Source organism: Butyrivibrio sp. M55, from assembly GCF_900116865.1.
Lineage (GTDB): Bacteria > Bacillota > Clostridia > Lachnospirales > Lachnospiraceae > Butyrivibrio.
The window spans coordinates 115947-138932 of sequence record NZ_FPCD01000003.1 but is presented as its reverse complement, the minus strand read 5'-3'; the positions used below and the strand labels follow the sequence as shown (position 1 = coordinate 138932).

The window sequence follows — 22986 nt, the reverse complement described above, 5'->3', positions numbered from 1 at the left end:
TGGAATAATAGTCGGTTTTGCGGTAAAATATTAACGTAACAGTCTCGATAGGAAAAATATCATCGCAATATTTTTTTAGGAGGCAGCATGAAGAAGAAAACATTACCTTTTGACAAAGAATTGTTTGTGCGAAGCGTGTTGTATAATGTGAAGACTCTTTACAGGAAAACTATGGAAGAGGCTACACCGCAGGAAGTATATCAGGCTTCGGCATATGCAATAAAAGATGCCATTATAGATCACTGGATGACCACTCAGAAAGCTGCAGCCGAGCAGGATCCCAAGATTGTGTATTATATGTCCATGGAATTCCTTATGGGAAGGGCATTTGGAAACAATCTGATAAATCTTCAGGCATATAAGGCGGTAAAAGAAGCTCTGGATGAGCTTGGAATCGACGTGAACCTGGTTGAAGATCAGGAGCCCGATCCCGCACTTGGAAACGGTGGTCTTGGGAGACTTGCGGCATGTTTCCTCGATTCTTTGGCAACTCTTGGGTATATGGCTTACGGCTGCGGAATCCGCTACAAATATGGTATGTTCAAGCAGACTATCCGCGACGGTTATCAGGTCGAAGTGCCGGACGCGTGGCTTGAAAACGGTAATCCTTTTGAGCTTAGAAGAAATGAATACGCCAAAGAAGTTAAATTTGGCGGCTATGTGAATGTATATACGGATGACAGCGGAAGAACTATCTTTAAGCAGGAGGGATACCAGGTTGTTAGGGCTATTCCGTACGATCTGCCAATTCTCGGATACGGAAACGGAATGGTCAATACCTTGAGAATATGGGATGCAGAGCCTATACAGTGCTTCCAGCTTGATTCTTTTGATAAGGGCGATTATCAGAAAGCTGTAGAGCAGGAGAATCTTGCAAGTCAGCTTTGCGAAGTTCTTTACCCGAACGACAATCATATTGCGGGAAAAGAGCTCAGATTAAAACAGCAGTATTTCTTTATATCCGCGTCTGTGCAGACTGCGCTTAAGAGATACTTAAAGGATCATGACAATATCAAGAAATTCTACACAAAAGCAGTATTCCAGCTCAACGATACACATCCGACTGTTGCGGTTGCCGAACTTATGCGTCTTCTTATGGACGAGTATTATCTCACCTGGGATGAGGCGTGGGAAGTTACGGTCAAGACTTGCTGCTACACGAACCATACCATAATGTCGGAAGCTCTGGAGAAATGGCCTGTTGACTTGTTCCAGAGACTTCTTCCGAGAATTTATCAGATTGTTGATGAGATAAACAGAAGATTTGTGGATCAGATAATGAGACAGTACACAAATTCTCCGGGAATGGATGTTCAGTCCAAGATAAGGAGTATGGCAATTCTCTATGACAATCAGGTAAAGATGGCGCACCTTGCGATTGTCGGAGGACATTCTGTAAACGGTGTTGCTCAGCTTCATACTGAGATTCTTAAGAAGAGAGAGCTTAAGGATTTCTATGAGATGATGCCTGAGAAGTTTAATAATAAAACAAACGGAATTACTCAGAGAAGGTTCCTTCTTCACGCGAACCCTCTTTTGGCCGATTGGATTACAGCGAAGATAGGAGACGGCTGGATAACAGATCTTTCTCAGATGGATAAGCTAAAGAGCTTTGTGGATGACAAGAAGGCTCAGGCTGAGTTTATGGAGATCAAGCACAAGAATAAAGAGCGCCTGGCAAAATATATTCTTGAGCACAACAATATAGAAGTCGATCCCAATTCAATTTTTGATGTTCAGGTAAAAAGACTTCATGAATATAAGAGACAGCTCCTTAATATTTTGCAGGTAATGTATAAGTATCACGACATCAAGAGTCACCCGAATAAAGACTTTTATCCAAAGACATATATTTTCGGAGCAAAGGCCGCTGCGGGTTACTTAACTGCTAAGCTAACAATTAAGTTAATTAATTCAGTAGCTAATGTGATCAACAAAGACGCCTCAATCGGCGGCAAGATAAAGGTAGTATTTATCGAGGATTACAAGGTTTCAAACGCTGAACTTATCTTTGCGGCAGCGGATGTTTCCGAGCAGATCTCGACAGCAAGTAAAGAAGCGTCAGGTACAGGAAACATGAAGATGATGCTAAACGGAGCCGTTACGCTTGGAACTATGGACGGCGCCAATGTCGAAATCGTAAATGAAGTGGGTGAAGAGAATGCCTTTATTTTCGGACTTTCTTCTCAGGAAGTAATGGACTATGAGAAAAACGGCGGATATAATCCCATGGACATTTACAATAGCAATCCTAACGTAAAGACTGTCCTTAATATGCTGGTTGATGGAACGTTCTCCAAAAACAAAGAGCTCTTTAGACCGCTTTATAACTGCCTTCTTAATACGATTAATTCTTCAAAAGCTGATCAGTACTTCATTCTGAAGGATTTCGAGGCGTACCTTGAGGCTCAGAGAAGAATATCGGAAGCATATGCGGATAAGAAGCGCTGGGCTAGGATGGCTCTTTTGAACACCGCAAGCTGCGGAAAGTTTTCATCTGACAGAACTATTCAGGAGTATGTAGACGAAGTTTGGAAGCTTGATAAAGTTGAACTTCCCGTAAAGTAAAAAAGGAATAAGTGCCATAAACAGTGGGTTCCCGGAGAGTTGACCGATTCTTCGGGAACCCATTTTGACGCATTTTTGAGAAATTGTCTTTTGTGATATAATACTGTAAAATTATATGTACGCTTGTTTTTTTATTTGATAGTTATCAGATAAAAAAGTATTGGGCGTATGGAGGAACAGATGGCAAAGAATTTACCCGATGAGCTTGCGGACATGGGCAAAGATATTTTGCGAGATGTCTCAATAGCGATTGAAAAGAATGACTACAGTAAGCTTGCTTCCGACATAGCAAATACGGTAAAGGCGGTTACTGTCACATCAATAGACAGAAAAACAACTTATGCGAGCGGAAGACAGAATAGACCCGGCGGACAGAAATATGGGTATAACTATGAGCGAAAGACCGGCTATGTACCTTATACACAGGCCAAACCGTTAAAGCAGACACCTTTTTTAATGAAAAGAGTTTCCAGATATAACGGGACCGGTTCGATATTATTTGGAAGTATCGGCACGGTATGCCTGATGCCGTTGTCACTTGCCGTGTTACTTGCTGCAGGTTCGCATCCTGTTGCTGTGCTTCCGGCTCTTCTTTTATTATTTTGTGTTTATCAGGTTTTTAAGGGGGCAAAAAAGCTTAGTCTTACCAAGAAATTTTATGAATACGGACAACTCGTCGGAGATGTTGAGTATTTTGAGATAAGTAAACTTGCTGCAAGGTTGCTTAAGACAGATAAAGAGGTTGTCAGGGAACTTAAAGAGATGATAAAAGCAGGGTTCCTTCCAAGAGCCAGATTCGATGCTTCAGAGAAAAATCTGATGATCACCGATAATGCATATAATCTCTATATCGGTGCAGAACAGGACAAACTCGAAAGAGAAAAGAGAGCACTTGAAAAAGATGCGGCAAAGAAAGCAGACCTTGAGGGCATGACGTCTGAAGTCAGAAGTATTCTGGAAGAAGGCGATGACTATATTAAATTTGTAAGAAAGATAAATGATGTTATTCCCGATACAGAGGAGATGTCCGATAAGTTGTATCGTTTGGAAGAAATCATGAACAGGATTTTTGCTCAGGTTAAAAAAGACAACCAGAGCGCGGACGATCTTCACAAACTGATGAATTATTATCTTCCCACCACCAGAAAACTTCTTTCTGCTTATGTTGAACTAGATAAGCAGCCTGATGCCGGGGAGAATATAGTTCAGACCAAGAAAGAAATAAGCCAGGCAATGGATACCATAAATATGGCATTTGAGAAACTTCTTGATAGTATGTTTCAGGATATGGCATGGGATATTTCTTCGGATATTTCAGTTATGAAAACAATGATGGCACAGGACGGATTGACCGAGAGTGGTGTTGCCATGCAGATGAAAGAGTAATTAGGGTAATGATTTTAAGGAGGATTTATGAGCGAAGAATTTAATTTCGATGCAGCGCCTGCTGCACCTACTTTGTCTTTTGGCGCGGAAGAAGCACAGGCTACGCAGGAAGAGCCCAAAGAAAAAGCAAAGGATAACGGAAATGTAGCTATGGAAGCGCAGCTTTCAGCCGAAGAACTCAAGCAGGTTGAAGAATTCAGCAAGCAGATAGATATTTCGAATTCATCAGGAATTATGAATTACGGCGTTGGAACGCAGAAGAAACTTGCAGATTTTTCCGAGAAAGCGCTTGATAACGTAAAAACTAAGGATATGGGCGAAGTCGGCGGAATGATCACCGACCTTGTTACACAGCTCAAGGATTTTGAGATAGCCGAAGATGAGAAGGGACTTAAAGCGTTGTTTAAGAGAGGAGCCAACAAGTTCGAAGCAATCAAGGCTAAATACAGCAAAGTTGAGACAAACGTTCAGACTATAAGTAACGAGCTTGAGAAGCATCAGGTTACACTTATGAAAGACGTTGAGATTCTCGACAGAATGTATGAGCTCAATCTCAATTATTTCAAAGAGCTCTCTATGTATATTCTTGCAGGAAAGAAGAAACTTGAAGAAGAGAGAAACACTACACTTGTAGATCTTCAGAAAAAAGCAGCAGAGTCGGGACTTCCCGAAGATGCTGAAAAGGCGAAGGATTTTGCAAGTCTTTGCGATAGATTTGAGAAAAAGATCTACGATCTTGAGCTTACAAGGACAATTGCAATGCAGACAGGTCCTCAGATCAGAATGGTACAGAGTTCAAATACCGTTATGGCTGAGAAAATTCAGTCAACCATCGTAAATACAATTCCTCTTTGGAAAAACCAGATGGTAATTGCAATCGGTATAGAGCACTCGACACAGGCTGCAAAGGCTGAAAGAGAAGTTAACGATATGACGAACAAGCTTCTAAAGAAGAATGCTGATGCACTTAAGGTTGCTACGATTGAGAGCGCGAAGGAAGCTGAGCGCGGAATCGTGGATATTGATACGTTAAAACATACAAACGAATCTCTTATTTCTACACTCGATGAGGTTCTTAAAATTCAGACAGAAGGAAAAGAAAAACGTCGAGAAGCCGAAGCCGAGCTCGCACAGATTGAAAATCAGTTAAAAGATAAACTACTTCAGGCAGCTAAAAATTAGTCGAAATTTAGATTAACGTTATTCCGCAAAATATAAAAAATAGAAAAGCATCTTTTCAGATTTTTATCAAACAGATCTGAAAAGATGCTTTTTTGATTCGCAAGGATTATATTAGTCGTTGAAAACGTTTAATCTGATGATAGTTAAAATAATTTTTTTAATACTAATATTAATGAAAATAGGTCAAAATTGAATGAGTTTCTTCCTATTAATATAGTGTTTTAAAACATATTATTTTGCAATCGATTAAGTGGCATTAATCTTATGAGCAGAAGCGTGTTTTTTGTCGGTTGTCACATCACATCCGAGAAGCTTAAGAATTGTTAGTCTGCTAAGTGAGTTAAGATTATCTGCTATAGGAATTAATGAATTAATCTTTTTTTCAATCTCGGGAGCACTCAGAAATAATTTTGTCTTGTACATGTCGATCAGGAGTTTATAAGTTGCGGTGATATCCGATCTGGTCTTTACGGCAAACTCAAGAACTTTGGTTGCGTCCTCGTAGCGTCCTGCATCGTAAAGAGCCTTGCCCCAGTTTTGAAGTGCACGAACAAGAGCGGTGTAGTTTTGATCGTAGAGTGAAAGCTCAGTAATATTGGCGGTTCCGTACTCGAGCTTTAGATCGGTGTTGGTGATTCCCGTGAGATTGACAATCTTTTCATCCTTCAGTGCGAGCACATTTTGTTCAGAATTTTCCAGTTCTTTGTTGCTTCCGCATGTTCCGAACGGAAGAACGTCTACGGGAATGCAGATATAATCAAGATTTTCAAGACTTTTTCTTCTGACATTGTTGGATTTTCGTTCTTTTTCCCAGAAGCTCATCTCGCGAGCCTCTTCTTTTCTGCTAACTCGACGCATGCTAATATTAAAAAAAAATGCGACAATAATAATACTTGCTAAAAAGGGAAATTTCATCTATAATTACCTTCCATAAACACATTTGATAGTTTTTCACGTACAATTTTAGCACAAAATAACGCTTATAGGACAAATTAGGACAAAAGGAAAGTAGGAAGTGGAAGTATTATGAAGAGATTTTTTTGCGGACTCGCTCTTTCGGTACTTACTTTGGCAGCTGTTCCGGTGGCACAGGTTTCGGCTGCAAGCAACACGATAGCAAAGGGCGTAATGATCGGGGACATCGACGCGTCTGGGATGACGATCGAAGAAGCTAAGGAGGCTGTTGCCAACAAGGTAAAAGAAGTAGTTGATGGTGAATTGATTCTCACAGGTGGAAACGGAAAAAAGATTCCGGTTAAGGGCTCAGATTTGGGAATATCATGGGGTAACCCTGATGTTGTCAAGGATGCGTATGCCGTTGGACACGAAGGCAACGTAGTAGAGAGATACAAAGAAGGCAAGGATGTTGAAGAGAATGCCGTTAAGTTCGATATCGATTATGGTATTGATGACGAAGCCCTTACAACGATAATCCGTAAATGTAATACGGAATTCAATGAAAATCTGGAAAAGATAGACCTTGAGAAGGAAAAAGAGAAAGAAGAAAAAGCTAAAAAGGTCAACAAGGATAAAAGAGAACAGGCTCGTAAGGAAGGTGAAGGCGATAAGCAGACATCAGGAATGACAGCATACATCGTTAATTCTGATGAATCCAAAGCAATCATCAAGGATTTTATTGCCAATTCATGGACTCCCGAAAACAATGAGGTTGAGCTTGCAGTAAAGACTGTTGATGCTTTCAAAAATTTAGATGAATTACAGAAAATGAGTGATGTTCTAGGAACATACACTACAGGATACAGAGATTCAGGTGCCGCAAGAAGTGCAAATATTGAAAATGCGTGCGCCCTTTTGGACGGAATCAGACTTGAGCCCGGCCAGGAGCTTTCAATTCTTGATACAATCACACCATTCAGTGAGGAAAATGGTTATTATCCGGCCGGTTCATATTTGAACGGTCTTGTTGTTGAGAGTATCGGTGGTGGTATCTGTCAGGTATCATCAACTCTTTATAACGCAGTTCTTTTGGCAGAACTTGACGTTACAGAGAGACATAATCATTCAATGATCGTATCTTACGTTGAGCCTTCTGCAGACGCTGCTATTGCGCAGTCAGGCGGTAAGGATTTCAAGTTTAGAAATAATACAGATTCGCCTATTTATATTGAGGCTATCTGCACACCTGATAAGCATGTCACATTTACAATTTATGGACATGACAACAGACCTGCAGGAAGAAAAGTTACATACAAGAGCATTATTCTTGATAAGACTCCTGCTTCAGAAGACAAGTACATGACAGATCCTTCACAGGCACTTGGTTATGTTGGAATGCAGTCTGCTCACCTTGGATATAAGTCTCAGCTTTGCAAGGTTGTTGAGGAAGATGGTGTTGAATCTGCAACAAAGATAATCAATACAAGCACATACAACATGGTTCCCAGAATCATCATGGTTGGAACAAAGGGTGCAACACAGGCTGATATTGATGAGCTTAAGGTAGCAATGGAGACTAAAGAAATTAAGACTGTACGTAATGTTGCACAGGAGCTTGGTAAGAAGAAGACTGTAACAGCAAGTGCAACCACAGAATCAGATGCTGATAAAAAGAAGACTGCTACTACAGATTCAGAGCTTGAGGGAGCAGAGGCAAGAAATGATAAGCCTGTTGCAGAATCAAAGGAAAAGAAGAAGAAAGTATTAAGCGAAGGCTAATAAATATCGAAACTCGGAGAAGGCATGAAGATAGGCAAAATTTCAGAGAATACTCTTAAGAGATCCGTGTTGAAATTGATAAAAACAGAACATAAAAAAGAGACTAGCGCAGCTGTAGGGACAGACTGCGCTTTTTCTGAGTCTGAGAGGGTTTACTCCGCAGTATGTCCGGTTACTGAAAATGTCGCATGTGCAGGTTATTATGCGGCTATGAAAGCAATCGGAAATCTTGTCATTCATGGAATCAAGCCTTCACATGTGACTGTGTCGATTCTTCTTCCCGAGGAGACTGAGGAAAAACAGTTAAAAGAAATCGTAAGGGACATAATAGCGGCATGCAATGAGTATGGAGTTACCTATGCGGGCGGACATACAGAGGTAACAAGTGCAGTTACAAGGCCTGTTATAACAGCAAACTGCGTAGGAACTACGAAGGATGCCGGTTTTGATATAGGCAAGAATGACAATCTTAAAGAAGGTCTGGCACTTGTTATTACAAAGTGGATAGGGCTTGAAGGAACAGCAATGTTGGCGCAGCAGGGACATGAAGAGCTTTGTGCCAAATATCCCGATCCTTTTATCAGAGATGCGATTGATTTTAAGAATTATCTTAATGTGGCGAAAGAGGCCGCAGTCGCCATTAAGTCCGGTGCAGTCGCTGTTACCGATATTTCGAATGGGGGAGTATATGCCTCACTTTGGGATATCGCAGAGCGTGCCGGAACCGGACTTTGCGTGGATTTAAAAAGTATTCCGATACGACAGGAAACGGTAGAAATCTGCGAGTTTTATGAGATAAATCCATATCAGCTTTTGTCGGGAGGTGCACTTCTTTTTGCGTGTGAAGACGGAGACAGACTGGTTGCAGAGCTGGAAAAAGAGGGAATACCCGCGAAAGTTGTCGGATATCTAAAAAGTGGAAACGACAAGATTATCACAAATGCTGATGAATCAAGGTTTCTGGAGATGCCGGGATGCGACATGATACATAAAATACTGGGATAAATGCTCAGAAACCGATTTTTGTAGTATTATATATATCGGGATGATTAACAGGAGGATGGAGATAAGTTATGAGCATCAGAGAAGAAATTTTAACAATTATTGAGAAAAACAGCCGTATAGATGTTAAGGAACTTAGCGTTCTTATCGGTTCAGAAGAAATAACAGTCGCAAATGAGCTTAAAGCCCTTGAGGACGAAGGCGTAATTTGCGGTTATCATACAATGGTTGATTGGTCAAAGACAAGCATTGATAAGGTGAATGCCCTTATCGAAGTTAAGGTTACACCTCAGAGAGGTCTTGGTTTTGATAGCATCGCAGAGAGAATATACAAATATCCCGAAGTTAAGAGTGTCTATCTCATGAGCGGAGGTTTTGACCTTATGGTAATTCTTGAAGGTAAAACTCTGCAGGAAGTGGCGGGCTTTGTAAACAATAAGCTTGCTACACTTGATACTGTGCTCAGTACCGCGACACACTTTATTCTCAAGAAATACAAGGATCACGGAACAATACTGACCAGAAAGTACGAAGACACAAGGGAGAAGATAACACCATGAGAAATCCGATAGGTAAGAAGATTGTTGATATAAAGCCCTCGGGCATCAGAAAGTTTTTTGACATTGTTCAGGAAACAGAGGGGGCAATATCACTGGGGGTGGGAGAGCCTGATTTTGACACACCCTGGCATATAAGAGATGAGGGCATCTATTCACTGGAGAAGGGAAGAACATTCTATACTTCCAACTCCGGATTAAAGGAGCTTAGGACAGAAGTTTCTGAGTATATCAAGAGAACTCAGGGAGTGACCTATGATCCGATAAAAGAGATTTTTGTAACGGTAGGTGGATCTGAAGCAATCGACCTTGCGCTCAGAGCAATGGTAGATCCGGGAGATGAGGTTCTCATTCCTCAGCCCAGCTATGTTTCATACGAGCCCTGTGCAATACTTGCCGATGCAAAGCCTGTTATAATCGAGCTTAAGGAAGAAAATGAGTTCAGACTTACAGCAGAAGAAGTTCTTGAGAAGGTAACGGACAAGACCAAGATTCTGGTACTTCCATTCCCCAATAACCCGACAGGTGCGGTTATGGAAAAAGAGGATCTTGAAAAGATCGCAGAAGTTGTAAGAGAAAAAGATCTCTATATCATTTCCGACGAAATATACGGAGAACTTACATACAAGGGAAAGCATGTATCTATTGTTTCACTTCCCGGAATGAAAGAGAGAACTATTTTGATAAACGGTTTCTCTAAGGCATATGCCATGACCGGTTGGAGACTTGGATACGCTTGCGGCCCTGAAGAAATCATGGCGCAGATGGTCAAGATTCATCAGTTTGCAATTATGTGTGCTCCGACAACCAGCCAGTATGCTGCGGTAGAGGCACTCAAAAATGGCGATGATGATGTAAAGATGATGCGTGAGCAGTACAACCACAGAAGAAGATATCTTCTTAACGAGTTTAAGCGTATCGGACTTCCTTGTTTTGAGCCATATGGAGCATTTTATGTGTTCCCTTGCATTAAGAAATTTGGAATGACAAGTGATGATTTCTGTACGAGACTACTCAAAGAAGAGAAGCTTGCGGTTGTTCCCGGAACAGCTTTTGGTGACTGCGGAGAAGGATATATCAGAATATCATATGCATATTCGCTGGAGAATCTTAAGGCTGCAATGGAGAGACTTGAAAACTTCATATCAAGATTATAAAAAATACCCCGAAGGAATTTTCCTTCGGGGTTTTGTTCTATCATGATCAGATATCTAATTTCGAATCATAAAGATTTGTTTCAAATAACTTGTTGTATCCCTGCCAACCGGGCTCTGTTATGTTGTTCAGTATCTCTGTGAATGTCTCCATCTTGGCGTCGGTGTTATCTGCAAGGTTGAGCGCTACAGCTTCGATAATTGAAGGCTTTTTAGGTGAACCGTACTCGTATTCTCCGTGGTGAGCAAGAATGCAGTGTATGATTTCTTGCTTTAAGAGAGTAGGGAAGCCGTTGATGTTTTTTACCTTATCGTTTATCATCTCGGCACCGATAACGATATGTCCAAGGAACTGACCTTCATCCGTGTAATCGTTTGTGGGGAAAAGGCTAAGCTCTCTTGTTTTACCGATATCGTGGCACATTGCTGCAGTAAGGAGCAGATCTCTTTTGAGAACGGGATAAGACTTGCAGTAGTAATCGCAAAGCTTTGTTACGCTGAGAGTGTGCTCCAAAAGTCCGCCGATAAAGCCGTGGTGAACAGTTTTTGCTGCACTTGATTTGCGGAACTTGTTTATAAAATCCTCGTCCTGTACAAAGAATTCTTCCAAGAGCTTCTTGAGATAAGGATTTTCAATGGTTCCGATTATTCCGAGAAGTTCTTTGTACATTACGTCGTTGTCTTTAGATGATACGGGAAGGTACAGCGCGGGATCGTACTCGCCTTCGTGGCATTTTCTTGCACGTTTAACGTTGATCTGAATTGCGCCGTTAAAACTTGTTACTTCGCCGAAAATATCAAGATAGTCCGCGTCGTCGAAGTCGTCGATTCCTTCACTGTTGGGCTCCCATATCTTGGCATCCACGGTACCTGTCTTGTCCTGAAGAGTAACGGAGAAATACTCTTTTCCGTTCTTAGTGGTGGCACTTAACTTGTGTTTGCACATGTAGATATCTGCTATTCTGTCGCCGGGTCTTAAGTCTTTTAAAAATTTCATTGAAAGCCTCTTTCTAAAAAAATTAATCGTGAGTTGCGCTTTCAAGCGTAACCTGCGTTTTAATCTCTGTATAACCTTTGGTTGATTGTCTCATTACAGTAACTGATATTATATCATCCGGGGCGCAATCAGCAAGCTTTTTCACAAAAGCGTCAAAAGAGATAACGTCTTCGTTATTGAGCTTTGTTATGATGTCACCGCTCTGGATCATTGCTTTTCTTGCGGGTGAAGATTCTTCCGTGGAAGTAACATAGGCTCCTTGGGGAATGTTCATTTCATCACGTATTGCGGCAGGAATATTTTTGCCATAGACACCGAAATAAGCGCGAGGTTTTTTGTTGGAAAGGTCCTCTATGAGGTTTCTCAACTCGGTTATTGCTATCGCCGATATGTGATTTTCCAAAACTTTGCGATTTTTCTTGTTTTCTTCACTGTTGTGAGTCATATCGATGATGCCGAGAAGCTTGCCGTTTAAATCAATAATGGCGCCTGTGCTGTCGCTGTTTCCGGGCATATCGGTTGTAATTATCTTATAATTTGAGTCTGCCAGATAAAGTGGAGACTTATCAGAAGTGATCAGTCCGATAGAAACAGATTTTTGAATACCTGTGGGGCTTCCAATCGCAATAACAGGAACCGCTGTCAGGTTGGTAAAATTGGTATTTGCAAAATCTGCAATTTTTATCGTTTCCTTGGTGGATTCTTGCATGGATGAGAGTTTGACGCTGATAACGCACAGTTTCGTTACGTTGTCGGTAAGGCACATCTCAGCATCAGCCATGGATTCATCACTAAATGTTACCCTGATGTTCTTGGCATTTTTTACTGCAGATGACGGAACAAGGATGAAAAGAGCCGTTCCGTTGTCCGCAACGATAACTCCCGATGCACCGTTGTTCTCAAAAGAGTCGCTGAACCAGTCGGTGTTGTTGGAAACGCCGGTTACTCTTACAATGCTTCTGGATGCTTCGTCTGCTACGCCTTTAAGAGAAGACGTCATTATTTTTGCAAAGTCAGATCCGTTTAAAGCGTAGGAAGCAATAGCCTCTTCCAACTGGTTTTTCTGATTTTCTTCATTGATCTGAGCCTCATTTTCAGCAATTTCATTATCGTCTGCAAACATTTCTTCGGGAGTCAGCTCATCACTGGCGGATTCTTCCGGGAGCGTGATCGGTTCGGGCTGGCTTTCGGGATAAAGTTTGTCACTCAAAAGAGGCTGTAGCAGAAGAAATGTAAGACACGAAACAAGTCCGAATACGACTGCCATTGAAGCAGTTATTATCGTTCTTTGTATAAGTTTCTTTCTGTTTATGGGGCGCTGTTTTATCTTTTCGCTTATAAACGAGGTATCTTTTTTGTTCTCGTCCTGATCATTAAAAGGCATATCATTTCCTCCGTTTTACTCTCCAATTATATCCGCTTTTACGGCTGAATACTAGTAGGACACTAGCCACAGGGTCTTATAAATGATAAACTGTAATTTGGATAATTGTGTAAAAGATGTGGTATTAAGGACTATAGGATGAATCAGAAAGCACTTCACGTACTCGAGTACGATAAAATAACAGAGAAACTTACGGAACATGCAAGCTCAGAACCCGGAAAGAAGCTTTGCAGGGAGCTTGTACCGTCGTCTGATATAAAAGAAATCAGAAAAAATCTGCAGAAGACAAAAGACGGAATCGACAGGATATTCAAAAAAGGTTCGGTTTCTTTTGGGGGCAACAAGGATTTTACAGGTGTTCTCAAGGCACTCAAGATCGGAAGCTCTTTGGATGCGGCCAACCTTCTCAAGGTAGCGGCTTTTTTGGATAACGTAAACAGGGTAAAGTCATACGGAAGACCGCAGAGAGACGGTGAATCAAGAGATTCTCTTTCAGAGAGCTTTGAGCTTTTGGAGCCTCTTACTTTTGTTGCGCAGGAAATCAGAAGATGCATTGTTTCGGAAGATGAGATAAGTTCTGATGCAAGCCCTGCGCTCAAGCATATCAGACGCGATATTATGCTTACCAACGACAGGATACATGAGCAGCTTGGCAGAATGATAAACGGATCCATGAGGACATATCTTCAGGATGCGGTCGTTACCATGCGTGGAGACAGATATTGTATTCCTGTTAAGGCGGAGTATAAGTCACAGATAAACGGACTTGTCCATGACCAGTCGTCTTCGGGATCGACTCTTTTTATCGAGCCTGCGGCAGTGGTTGAGCTCAACAACAAGTTAAAAGAGCTTATGCTTCATGAAAGTGCTGAGATTGATAAGATTCTTGCTGAGCTTAGCGTAAAAGTTTCGGAGCATGTAAATGATATCAGATATAACTCTGAGATAATGACGGATCTTGATTTTGTTTTTGCCAAGGCATCATATGCGCTTGAGATCAATGCGATTCCGCCTGTGTTCAACGACCGTCACTATTTTGATATCAGGAAGGGCAGACATCCTCTTATCGACAAGAACAAGGTTGTTCCGATAGATGTTTATGCCGGAAAAGACTTTGGAATGCTCATAATCACGGGCCCCAATACCGGTGGTAAGACTGTAACGCTTAAGACAGTAGGTCTTTTGACCATAATGGGACAGGCGGGACTTGCGATACCTGCAGGTGACAGGTCCGAGCTTTCGGTGTTCGACGAAGTGTATGCGGATATAGGAGACGAGCAGAGCATCGAGCAGTCTCTTTCAACGTTTTCATCGCATATGACAAATACAGTTTCAATCCTCAAAAATGCAGACGAGAATTCGCTGTGTCTTTTTGATGAGCTTGGTGCGGGAACGGATCCCACAGAGGGAGCGGCTCTTGCCATTTCGATACTTAACGATCTTCATAAGAGGAATATCAGGACGCTTGCAACTACGCACTACAGTGAACTTAAAGTTTATGCGCTCAATACTGATGGTGTGCAGAATGCAAGCTGCGAGTTTGATGTGGAGTCACTTAAGCCCACATACAGGCTTCTTATCGGTATTCCCGGAAAGAGTAATGCTTTTGCGATTTCTTCAAAGCTTGGTCTTTCCGAAGAAATTATCGATGCGGCAAAAGAGCAGATAAGTACTGAGGATAAAAAGTTTGAGGATCTTCTTGCAGATCTTGAAAAGAGCAGAAAGACGATCGAGTCCGAGAGGCTTGAGATCGCAGAATACAAAAAAGAGGTTGAGGAGCTCAAGAAGCGCCTTGAGGAGAAGTCTGACAAGCTTGATAAGCAGCGCGATGACATTATCAGGGAAGCTAACGAACAGGCAAGGGATATTCTGCAGGAAGCCAAGGATGTTGCGGATGAAACTATAAGAGTATTTAGAAAAGCCGGCCCGGGAGCGTCAATGCAGGATCTTGAGAGAGCCAGAACCGGTGTGGGTCAGAAGATTTCTGACAAGAATAAAGTGATATCTGCAAAAAAAGAGAAGGCAAAAGAGACACATCCTATCCTGAAAGAATCACAGCTTAAGCTCGGTGAATCCGTAAAAATCGTATCTATGGGGCTTAAGGGCACAATAAGCTCAAAGCCTGACAAGGACGGAAATCTCTATGTGCAGTGCGGAATCATGCGTACTAAGGCAAACATCAGAGATCTTGTTCTCATAAAAGAGGATGATGGAAAGGCTGCAATGAAGAAATTTTACGGAAGATCTTCGGGAAGCGGTAAGATGGATCTTTCGCGTGCAGCAAGCATAAAAACAGAGGTAAATCTTATCGGCAAGAACAGTGATGATGCGATCGCCGCTCTTGATAAATATCTTGACGATGCATATATGTCACATCTTAACAATGTGAGAGTCGTGCACGGAAAAGGTGCGGGAATTTTAAGACAGGCAGTTCACGCTCATCTTAAGTCGGTTCCGTATGTTAAATCTTTTAAATTGGGAGAATTCGGCGAGGGAGATGCAGGAGTTACCATAGTTACGTTTATAAAGTGAGGGAAATAATAAGACATGGTTAGTAAACAGAAAATTCTGATAGTTGATGATGATAATAATATTGCGGAGCTTATTTCGTTGTATCTTGTAAAAGAGTGTTTTGAAACAAGAATATGCAACGATGGCGAGTCTGCGATAAATGCTTTTGACAGTTTCAAGCCCAATCTGGTGCTTCTTGACCTGATGCTTCCGGGAATTGACGGATATCAGGTGTGCAGAGAGCTCAGGGCTACTTCACAGGTTCCGATAATCATGCTTTCCGCAAAAGGAGAGGTTTTTGATAAGGTTCTGGGACTTGAGATGGGCGCGGACGACTATATGGAAAAGCCGTTTGATTCAAAAGAACTTGTCGCAAGAGTTAAGGCAGTTCTTAGAAGATACAAACCGCAGACACAGGAGACCACAGAGTCAGACGACAAGGTTGTAAGATATCCTAACCTTGAGATCAATATGACCAATTATTCTGTGACATACATGGGAGAAAGAGTCGATATGCCGCCGAAGGAGATGGAACTTTTGTATTTCCTTGCCGCTTCGCCGAACCATGTTTTTACAAGAGAGCAGCTTCTTGATCAGATCTGGGGATATGAGTACGTCGGTGATACAAGAACGGTCGACGTGCATATCAAGAGACTCAGAGAGAAGATCAATGACCATGATAACTGGAGAATAGCAACGATCTGGGGAATCGGCTACAAATTTGAGGTGCAACAGTAAATGAAACGGACACTTTATTTAAAGTTTCTTTTGGCGTATTTGCTGTTTGGTATTTTCGGATTTATTGTTGTGGCGACATTTGTGTACAGCATGACTTTTGAGCGTTTAAGGCGTGACAAGGCCGACAATATGTACCGCGTCGCAACGCAGATAGCAAACACATACGCGGCGGATCTTTATACAAATATGGCTTCGCTTGAGACGGTTCATCAGCAGCTGGTGTCTTTGTCCATGTACATGGATAAATCTGTAATTTGGATAGTTAACCCTTCGGGAAGACTTGTACTTGATTCTTCAAGGGTTTTTAAGCAGAACGAGGAAATTGCGATAAAGGACTTTGATCCGACGGTTATCGGAAACTCTTATTACACGATAGGAGATTTCTGGGGACAGTTAAGCGAGGAAAACTTAAGCGTTTTTGCCCCGATAACGGCTAACTGGAAGGTTCAGGCATATGTTGTCATTCATGAACCTTTGTCGGAAATAAAGGCGTCGGCGAATACGTTTCTTGATATTTCGTATCTGATGCTACTTGTGTTATTTCTTTTGTCCCTGATAATCCTTATCTTCTTCACTGAGCTTGTGTATATGCCGCTTAGGAAGATCACGACCGCGACCGAGCAGTACGCGGTGGGAAATATGAGCTACGAGTTCTCTGTTGAGTCGGAGGATGAGATGGGATATCTTGCTGCTTCGCTTTCATATATGGCGGGCGAGATAGCAAGGCAGGAGGACGATCAGAGGAAATTCATCGCCAATGTTTCGCATGATTTCAGATCGCCGCTTACGTCCATAAAAGGCTATCTTGTTGCAATGCAGGACGGAACGATACCGCCTGAGATGCATGACAGATACCTGGGAATAGTTATCAACGAAACGGACAGACTTACCAAGCTCACAAATGAGATGCTTACTCTTAACAATCTGAATACAACGGGAATGCTTCTTGATAAGAGCGATTTTGACATAAACAGCATTATCAGGACGGTTGCGGAGTCTTTTGAAGGAACATGCCTTAACAAGAATATCGCGATCAATCTGGTGCTCACAGATGACAAGATGCTTGTAAGCGCTGATATGAGCAAGATACAGCAGGTTCTTTACAACCTTGTTGATAACGCGATTAAGTTCAGCAATAAGAATTCTGCGATCAAGATCGAGACTACAGAGAAGCACAGCAAGGTATTTGTTTCTGTAAAAGACAGCGGAATAGGAATCCCGAAGGACGATCAGAAGCTTATTTTCGACAGATTCTACAAATCGGATCTTTCGAGAGGTAAGGATAAGAAGGGCACGGGCCTTGGCCTTGCCATTGTAAAAGAGATAATCAAAGCACACGAAGAAAATATAAATGTCATCAGTACAGAGGGTGTCGGAACGGAATTTATCTTTTCCCTTCCGAAGGCAAAAGCCATGGATGCGGATGATGAGGAGTAATAGAAAGTTATGCATATAGTTTTACATCAGCCGGAGATACCGCAGAATACAGGAAATATCGGAAGGACATGTGTTGCTACGGGAACTTCGCTGCATCTTATAGAGCCGCTTGGGTTCAGACTCAATGAAAAAGAGCTGAAGCGCGCGGGAATGGACTACTGGGAAAGACTCGACGTTACAAGGTATATGGACTTTAATGATTTCAAGGAAAAGCATCCGGGGGCAAAGATCTGGATGGCTACCACAAAGGCAAAGCGTTCCTATACCGAAGTTTCTTTTGGCATGGATGATTTCATCATGTTTGGAAAAGAGAGTGCGGGAATTCCTGAGGAGATTCTTGTGGAAAACGAGGAGAATTGTATCAGGATTCCTATGGGAAATGACATCAGGTCTTTGAACCTGTCCAATTCTGTGGCAATCGTTTTGTACGAGGCGCTTAGGCAGAATGATTTTGAGGGGCTTGAGAAAGAAGGCGAACTTCACAGGCTTCACTGGAAATAACATCAGGTGGGATATATGAGTGGTAAAAAAGAAATTGCGACTGCGGGTTACAAGAAGGATGATATCCTGACAGTCGATATAACCGATATTGGAAATGATGGAGAGGGCATAGGCAAAATAAATGGCTATACCCTTTTTATTAAGGACGCAGTTATCGGAGATAAAGTAAAAGCGAAGATAATGAAGGCGAAGAAGAACTATGCTTATGCGCATCTTGAGGAAGTACTTGAGCCTTCGCAGCATCGTATAATGCCGAAGTGCCCTGTGGCGAGGCAGTGCGGCGGATGTCAGATTCAGAGCATGTCTTACGAGAGACAGCTTGAATTCAAGCAGAACAAGGTAAGAAACAATATCATAAGGCTCGGCGGATTTGACGCAGAGTTTGTTGATAGTGTGATGAAGCCCATCATCGGAATGGATGAACCTTGGGAGTACAGGAATAAAGCGCAGTTCCCTGTCGGCTGTGACAAAGAGGGCAAGGTTGTTACAGGCTTTTATGCCGGTAGATCGCACAATATCATTTCTATGACTTCTTGTTGCATTGGGGTTAAAGAGAATGAAGAAATCATGGAGATTATCAGATCTCACATGGCAGAAAATCATGTGCGCCCGTACGATGAGGTTTCAGGAAAGGGGCTTGTTCGCCATGTTCTGATCCGAAAAGGTTTTACAAGCGGTGAGATAATGGTGTGCCTTGTCATAAATTACAGAGCAGGTTCCGGATCTGCGAAGAAATCGGGTGCGGGAGCCGGTGGCGCGCAGGTAGAGTATATCGGCGGACAGAAGGCGCTTGTCGAGAAGCTTTCGAAAGTTAAAGGAATGAGCAGCATCTCAGTAAGTATCAATACGGATAAGACCAACGTGATCATGGGACTTGAAGTACATACTATCTGGGGAAAAGATACAATTAGTGATACTTTGTGCGGACTTAAGTTTGAGATTTCTCCGCTTTCATTCTATCAGGTGAATCCTGTGCAGACCAAGAAACTGTATGAGCAGGCAATCGAGTATGCGTCGCTTACCGGAAAAGAGACCGTGTGGGATCTTTACTGCGGAATAGGAACCATTACGTTGTCTATGGCAAAGACTGCAGGAAGAGTCTACGGTATCGAGGTTATTCCCGAAGCAATAGAGGATGCCAAGAGGAACGCCGAGCGAAACGGAATATCCAATGCGGAGTTCTACTGCGGCAAGGCAGAAGAAGTTCTTCCCGAGTTCTATGAGAAAAAGAGAAAGACTGTATCCGGTGGAGATGACGGCTCCAGCCTTCACCCCGATGTTATCGTAGTCGATCCGCCCAGAAAAGGCTGCGACTCAGTTTGTCTTGAAACTATGCTTAAGATGCAGCCCGAGCGAATCGTGTACGTAAGCTGCGATTCCGCGACACTTGCAAGAGACCTTCGCATTCTTGCAGACGGAGGGTATTCGCTTCAGGCAATACGCCCCTGTGATATGTTTCCCTGGACTGTACATGTTGAGACGGTTTGCCTTTTGACGTCTAATGTGACTAATCTGTAATTTTATAGTCACTTGATTGTAAGATGGAAGCTATATTCTATTCTCATGAATAAGATATTCGACATGTTTTTTGCATGAGAAGGGAGCCAAAAGAAAAATGAACATTCTGGAAATAAGAAACCTTTGTAAAGTATATGGAACAGGGGAGACAAGAGTTGATGCTCTTAAAGATGTCTCTTTTGATATAGAGCAGGGAGAGTTTGTGGCAATAGTAGGACCTTCCGGTTCAGGAAAATCAACACTTCTTCACATCCTTGGAGGAGTGGATGTTCCTACATCGGGTACTTGCACTATCGCAGGGACAGACATCGGCAAGCTTGATGAGACCAAGCTTGCAATCTTTCGCAGAAGAAACATAGGTCTTATCTATCAGTTTTATAATCTTATTCCTATCCTGAATGTAGAAGAGAATATGACACTTCCAATCTTACTGGATGGAAAAAAGGCTGATAAAAAGCTTCTTAACGATCTGGTTGAAAAGCTTGGATTAAAAGAAAGACTATCTCATCTTCCGAATCAGCTCTCCGGAGGGCAGCAACAGAGAGTGTCTATAGGAAGGGCGCTTATGAATCATCCTGCGCTGCTTCTTGCAGATGAGCCTACAGGTAACCTGGATTCAGAGAACAGTAAGGAAATCATAGCACTGCTTCGCAAGTTCAATAAAGAAAATAATCAGACTGTTATCATCATCACACATGATGAGAGAATAGCTCTTTCTGCTGACAGAGTCATCACGATCGAAGATGGCAAGATCACCCGCGACAGTAAGAAGGAAGGGGTGATGGTGTCATGAATATTATATCAACCCTGACATTAAGACATCTTGTCGGAAACAAGAAAAGATCCATCGTTACAATTTTTGGAATTGCAATATCTACGGCACTTATAAGTGCTATAGTTTTGGGCGTTTTTTCTTTCTTTAAGTTCTTTGGGCTTCTGGCAATACAGACAGAAGGAAATGTACATGCCCGGTTTAGTGAGATTACGCATGAGCAGTATGTTTCTTTGAAAGAAGATAAAAGGATAGCTTCGGTAGGAATTTGTGATGCAGAAGAAAAAATAACCGGTGTCAGACTTTTAAATGATAAAGAAGACAGATTCCGAATTGGAAATATCGATCATGTGGATAATGGCTATTTATCCATGGGAGTAGTAGCGGATTATGACGGAGTGCTTCCTAAAAAATCTTCTGAAATAGCGGTTGAAGAGCAGTTTTTAATTGATAATGGCCTGGATGATCTTAAGATAGGCGATTCTCTTACCTTTGAGCAAGGATACAGATATATTGATAACGGACTTGAGGATCTTGCTTATCTGGCAGGTAATTACAGGTCTGACGAACAGTTTAAGGCTGAGTCAACAGAAACCTGTACAGTGACGGCAATTCTTCATGGGAATACACCTACCGGTGACTGGGACATTCTGCGAGGAATGGATGATGGCTATTTTCCTGAAAAAGAAAAAGCTCAAGTGCTGATTTCGCTTAAGAAATGCGATCATACAGCGATTAAGCAGCTTAACAGCATTACGGCAGAATATGGAATCAACAAGTATGAATACAATACGGAGTATCTGCTTAGTTGCTTTGCGTTTGTAGACAGTGGCGGTTCATACAAGGCATTTTTTGCCATGATGGCTGTTGCTCTTGCAATAGTCATAGCTACATCGATTATATTAATATTCAATTCCATAGGAATGTCTCTTACAGAGAGAATGCGCTATCTTGGAATGCTGGCAAGTGTCGGAGCCACATCTAAGCAAAAGAGATTTTCAATATACTACGAGGGAATTGTTCTTGGTGGAATAGGGATTCCTTTAGGACTTTTGCTTGGTTATATCGGTACGAAAATGACTTTGGCGGTTCTTGGAAAAAAGATACTCGAGGCGGATTTAATGGCCGGTGCTGAAGGTATGAGTGGTGGTATTCCTGTAGTATGCAATCATTATGTAATAGCTGCCATCGTATTTTTTGCGGCACTCACAATATTTGTTTCAACATTTATTCCTGCAATCAAGGCGTCAAAAGTCATGCCGATTGAAGCTCTGCGACAAAACAATGTGGTGAAAGTTAAAGCAAAGAGTCTTCGTGTAAATCCATTGATAGGAAAAATCTTTGGATATGAAGGAGAGCTGGCATATAAAAACTTAAAAAGGAACGGTGTAAAAGGTAAAGTTATAACCGCAACCTTAGCAGTTTCAATAATCCTGTTCCTGACAACAAACTATTTTTGCAATTCTTTAGCAAGAGCTAATAAGTTTGAAATCGATATCCCTTATCAGATTGTGGCATCATGTTCGCTTTCGGAGAGTGACAGGCTACGCAGTGAAATCAGCGAGATAGAAGGCGTTGATAATGTATACAGTGCGAGTATGATTCAGTTTTTGTTTAAGAAGGCTCCGGAGTCTAAAGCAGAGCTTGCCAATACGGATATTGCAGATCCCAAATTTCTTTTGCCCGGGTTTGCGGATTTGAGCCTTGCGGGAATGGACGTGTGCATAGTGGATGATAAGGACTTTGACAGGATACTTGGAGATAATGGGCTGGATAAGAGTGCTTACTATGGCGATACATTGCGCGGAGTGTTGTTAAATGATTATTTTCACGAGAGAAAGCCCAGCGAAGTCTTTAATGACGGAATAATAGGGCAGGTTCTTCATTACGATGTTGCTACAGGGAATCCTCCGGCTGTAGAGATTTCTGGATTGATCAAATATGACGGAAACAACCGCATCTTAGACATGACACCTAAGAATGACATAGCGGTATATGTACCCGTATCCATGTACTATGACAAGGCGAAAGAAGTGCTTCCCGAAGATAAGCTCACGGTTGATCTGGGTGTTGAAACCTCGAATCATAAAGAAGTCCATGACAAGATATATTCTCTTTTGGAAAATGACGGATATCATAATTATTATTGTTCTGATATTGCGGATTCCTTGCAGATAGTGGATACGGTCACGCTTATACTGAAAACTGCAATGTATGGCTTTACGATTCTCCTTACGCTCATTGCAATCGCGAATATTGTAAATACAATTTCGACCGGAGTGCTCCTTAGGAGAAAAGAGTTTGCCATGTACAAGTCGGTGGGCCTTGAGAATAGCGGATTTAAGAAGATGATAAGACTAGAAACGCTTCTTTACGGAATTAGGGCACTTATACTGGGAATCCCGATATCTCTTTTGCTGAGTTATCTTATGTATAGCACGTTTAATTCGAATCTGTTCATCTTTAATCCGGATCCGGTCATGTATGGTGCGGTTACGGCTTCGGTATTTGGAATTCTAGGAATCAGTATGGCGCTTAGCGTAAACAAGATTAAGAACGACAATATCATTGAGGCTCTTAAAGAGGATGCTGTGTAAAGAGTG

General features: G+C 42.0%; 17 protein-coding genes. 14 read left to right on the top strand and 3 right to left on the bottom strand.

Annotated elements, in window-relative coordinates; all coding sequences use genetic code 11:
• Positions 1-87: 87 nt before the first annotated feature.
• From BM398_RS04915 to BM398_RS04905, 3 genes are all read left to right on the top strand, one after another.
• Positions 88-2568 (top strand): glycogen/starch/alpha-glucan phosphorylase, encoded by a 2481-nt coding sequence (locus BM398_RS04915; RefSeq protein WP_092336680.1) that lies wholly within the window; start codon positions 88-90, stop codon positions 2566-2568.
• Positions 2569-2748: 180 nt separating this feature from the next.
• Positions 2749-3954 carry a 5-bromo-4-chloroindolyl phosphate hydrolysis family protein gene (locus BM398_RS04910; protein ID WP_175531846.1) on the top strand — a complete coding sequence of 402 codons (1206 nt, stop codon included), beginning with the start codon at positions 2749-2751 and terminating at the stop codon, positions 3952-3954.
• 27 nt (positions 3955-3981) lie between these two features.
• The gene (locus BM398_RS04905) at positions 3982-5136 is read left to right on the top strand and encodes a toxic anion resistance protein (RefSeq protein ID WP_092336678.1); all 1155 of its coding nucleotides are present in this window, start codon (positions 3982-3984) and stop codon (positions 5134-5136) included.
• Positions 5137-5382: 246 nt separating this feature from the next.
• Here the strand turns inward: BM398_RS04905 and BM398_RS04900 are convergent, their stop codons facing one another.
• Positions 5383-5958, bottom strand: a complete 576-nt coding sequence (locus tag BM398_RS04900) for a hypothetical protein (RefSeq protein ID WP_092336677.1) — start codon at positions 5956-5958, stop codon at positions 5383-5385.
• A 204-nt stretch (positions 5959-6162) separates the two neighbouring features.
• Between BM398_RS04900 and BM398_RS04895 the strand changes: the two genes are divergently transcribed.
• The 4 genes from BM398_RS04895 (at position 6163) to BM398_RS04880 (ending at position 10528) form a co-directional block, all read left to right on the top strand.
• Positions 6163-7812, top strand: coding sequence for a VanW family protein (locus BM398_RS04895; protein WP_092336676.1), 1650 nt, complete (start codon positions 6163-6165; stop codon positions 7810-7812).
• A 24-nt stretch (positions 7813-7836) separates the two neighbouring features.
• Positions 7837-8817: an AIR synthase-related protein gene (locus tag BM398_RS04890; protein WP_092336675.1), complete on the top strand. Its 981-nt coding sequence runs from the start codon at positions 7837-7839 to the stop codon at positions 8815-8817.
• A 74-nt stretch (positions 8818-8891) separates the two neighbouring features.
• Positions 8892-9374, top strand: a complete 483-nt coding sequence (locus tag BM398_RS04885; RefSeq protein ID WP_026656380.1) for an Lrp/AsnC family transcriptional regulator — start codon at positions 8892-8894, stop codon at positions 9372-9374.
• A complete protein-coding gene (locus BM398_RS04880; RefSeq protein WP_092336674.1) occupies positions 9371-10528 on the top strand; it encodes a pyridoxal phosphate-dependent aminotransferase in 1158 nt (385 codons plus the stop codon). The genes BM398_RS04885 and BM398_RS04880 overlap by 4 nt, the downstream gene beginning before the upstream one ends.
• Before the next feature lie 46 nt (positions 10529-10574).
• Here BM398_RS04880 and BM398_RS04875 read toward each other — a convergent pair whose 3' ends face one another.
• Together BM398_RS04875 and BM398_RS04870 are read right to left on the bottom strand one after the other, a co-directional pair.
• On the bottom strand, positions 10575-11522 hold the full coding sequence (locus BM398_RS04875) for a 3'-5' exoribonuclease YhaM family protein (protein WP_026667268.1): 948 nt from the start codon (positions 11520-11522) through the stop codon (positions 10575-10577).
• Between the two features lie 22 nt (positions 11523-11544).
• Positions 11545-12906 (bottom strand): S1C family serine protease, encoded by a 1362-nt coding sequence (locus tag BM398_RS04870; RefSeq protein ID WP_092336673.1) that lies wholly within the window; start codon positions 12904-12906, stop codon positions 11545-11547.
• Positions 12907-13044: 138 nt separating this feature from the next.
• Between BM398_RS04870 and BM398_RS04865 the strand changes: the two genes are divergently transcribed.
• The 7 genes from BM398_RS04865 to BM398_RS04835 all read left to right on the top strand — a co-directional run bounded on the left by BM398_RS04865 (position 13045) and on the right by BM398_RS04835 (position 22980).
• Positions 13045-15438, top strand: a complete 2394-nt coding sequence (locus BM398_RS04865; protein WP_092336672.1) for an endonuclease MutS2 — start codon at positions 13045-13047, stop codon at positions 15436-15438.
• 15 nt (positions 15439-15453) lie between these two features.
• The gene (locus BM398_RS04860) at positions 15454-16155 is read left to right on the top strand and encodes a response regulator transcription factor (protein WP_026656384.1); all 702 of its coding nucleotides are present in this window, start codon (positions 15454-15456) and stop codon (positions 16153-16155) included.
• The gene (locus tag BM398_RS04855) at positions 16156-17592 is read left to right on the top strand and encodes a HAMP domain-containing sensor histidine kinase (protein ID WP_092336671.1); all 1437 of its coding nucleotides are present in this window, start codon (positions 16156-16158) and stop codon (positions 17590-17592) included.
• Positions 17593-17601: 9 nt separating this feature from the next.
• Positions 17602-18093, top strand: a complete 492-nt coding sequence (locus BM398_RS04850; RefSeq protein WP_026514014.1) for a tRNA (cytidine(34)-2'-O)-methyltransferase — start codon at positions 17602-17604, stop codon at positions 18091-18093.
• A gap of 15 nt (positions 18094-18108) precedes the next feature.
• On the top strand, positions 18109-19611 hold the full coding sequence (rlmD, locus tag BM398_RS04845) for a 23S rRNA (uracil(1939)-C(5))-methyltransferase RlmD (RefSeq protein WP_092336670.1): 1503 nt from the start codon (positions 18109-18111) through the stop codon (positions 19609-19611).
• Positions 19612-19708: 97 nt separating this feature from the next.
• On the top strand, positions 19709-20404 hold the full coding sequence (locus BM398_RS04840; RefSeq protein ID WP_026656391.1) for an ABC transporter ATP-binding protein: 696 nt from the start codon (positions 19709-19711) through the stop codon (positions 20402-20404).
• Complete coding sequence (locus tag BM398_RS04835; protein WP_092336669.1) at positions 20401-22980, top strand: ABC transporter permease; 2580 nt, start codon at positions 20401-20403, stop codon at positions 22978-22980. Before BM398_RS04840 ends, BM398_RS04835 begins: the two co-directional genes overlap by 4 nt.
• Positions 22981-22986 lie beyond the last annotated feature (6 nt).

Coding starts and splice junctions, on each gene's coding strand:
- BM398_RS04915 (WP_092336680.1), top strand. CDS start 88: ATGAAGAAGAAAACATTACCTTTTGACAAAGAATTGTTTGTGCGAAGC.
- BM398_RS04910 (WP_175531846.1), top strand. CDS start 2,749: ATGGCAAAGAATTTACCCGATGAGCTTGCGGACATGGGCAAAGATATT.
- BM398_RS04905 (WP_092336678.1), top strand. CDS start 3,982: ATGAGCGAAGAATTTAATTTCGATGCAGCGCCTGCTGCACCTACTTTG.
- BM398_RS04900 (WP_092336677.1), bottom strand. CDS start 5,958: ATGAGCTTCTGGGAAAAAGAACGAAAATCCAACAATGTCAGAAGAAAA.
- BM398_RS04895 (WP_092336676.1), top strand. CDS start 6,163: ATGAAGAGATTTTTTTGCGGACTCGCTCTTTCGGTACTTACTTTGGCA.
- BM398_RS04890 (WP_092336675.1), top strand. CDS start 7,837: ATGAAGATAGGCAAAATTTCAGAGAATACTCTTAAGAGATCCGTGTTG.
- BM398_RS04880 (WP_092336674.1), top strand. CDS start 9,371: ATGAGAAATCCGATAGGTAAGAAGATTGTTGATATAAAGCCCTCGGGC.
- BM398_RS04875 (WP_026667268.1), bottom strand. CDS start 11,522: ATGAAATTTTTAAAAGACTTAAGACCCGGCGACAGAATAGCAGATATC.
- BM398_RS04870 (WP_092336673.1), bottom strand. CDS start 12,906: ATGCCTTTTAATGATCAGGACGAGAACAAAAAAGATACCTCGTTTATA.
- BM398_RS04865 (WP_092336672.1), top strand. CDS start 13,045: ATGAATCAGAAAGCACTTCACGTACTCGAGTACGATAAAATAACAGAG.
- BM398_RS04860 (WP_026656384.1), top strand. CDS start 15,454: ATGGTTAGTAAACAGAAAATTCTGATAGTTGATGATGATAATAATATT.
- BM398_RS04855 (WP_092336671.1), top strand. CDS start 16,156: ATGAAACGGACACTTTATTTAAAGTTTCTTTTGGCGTATTTGCTGTTT.
- BM398_RS04850 (WP_026514014.1), top strand. CDS start 17,602: ATGCATATAGTTTTACATCAGCCGGAGATACCGCAGAATACAGGAAAT.
- rlmD (WP_092336670.1), top strand. CDS start 18,109: ATGAGTGGTAAAAAAGAAATTGCGACTGCGGGTTACAAGAAGGATGAT.
- BM398_RS04840 (WP_026656391.1), top strand. CDS start 19,709: ATGAACATTCTGGAAATAAGAAACCTTTGTAAAGTATATGGAACAGGG.
- BM398_RS04835 (WP_092336669.1), top strand. CDS start 20,401: ATGAATATTATATCAACCCTGACATTAAGACATCTTGTCGGAAACAAG.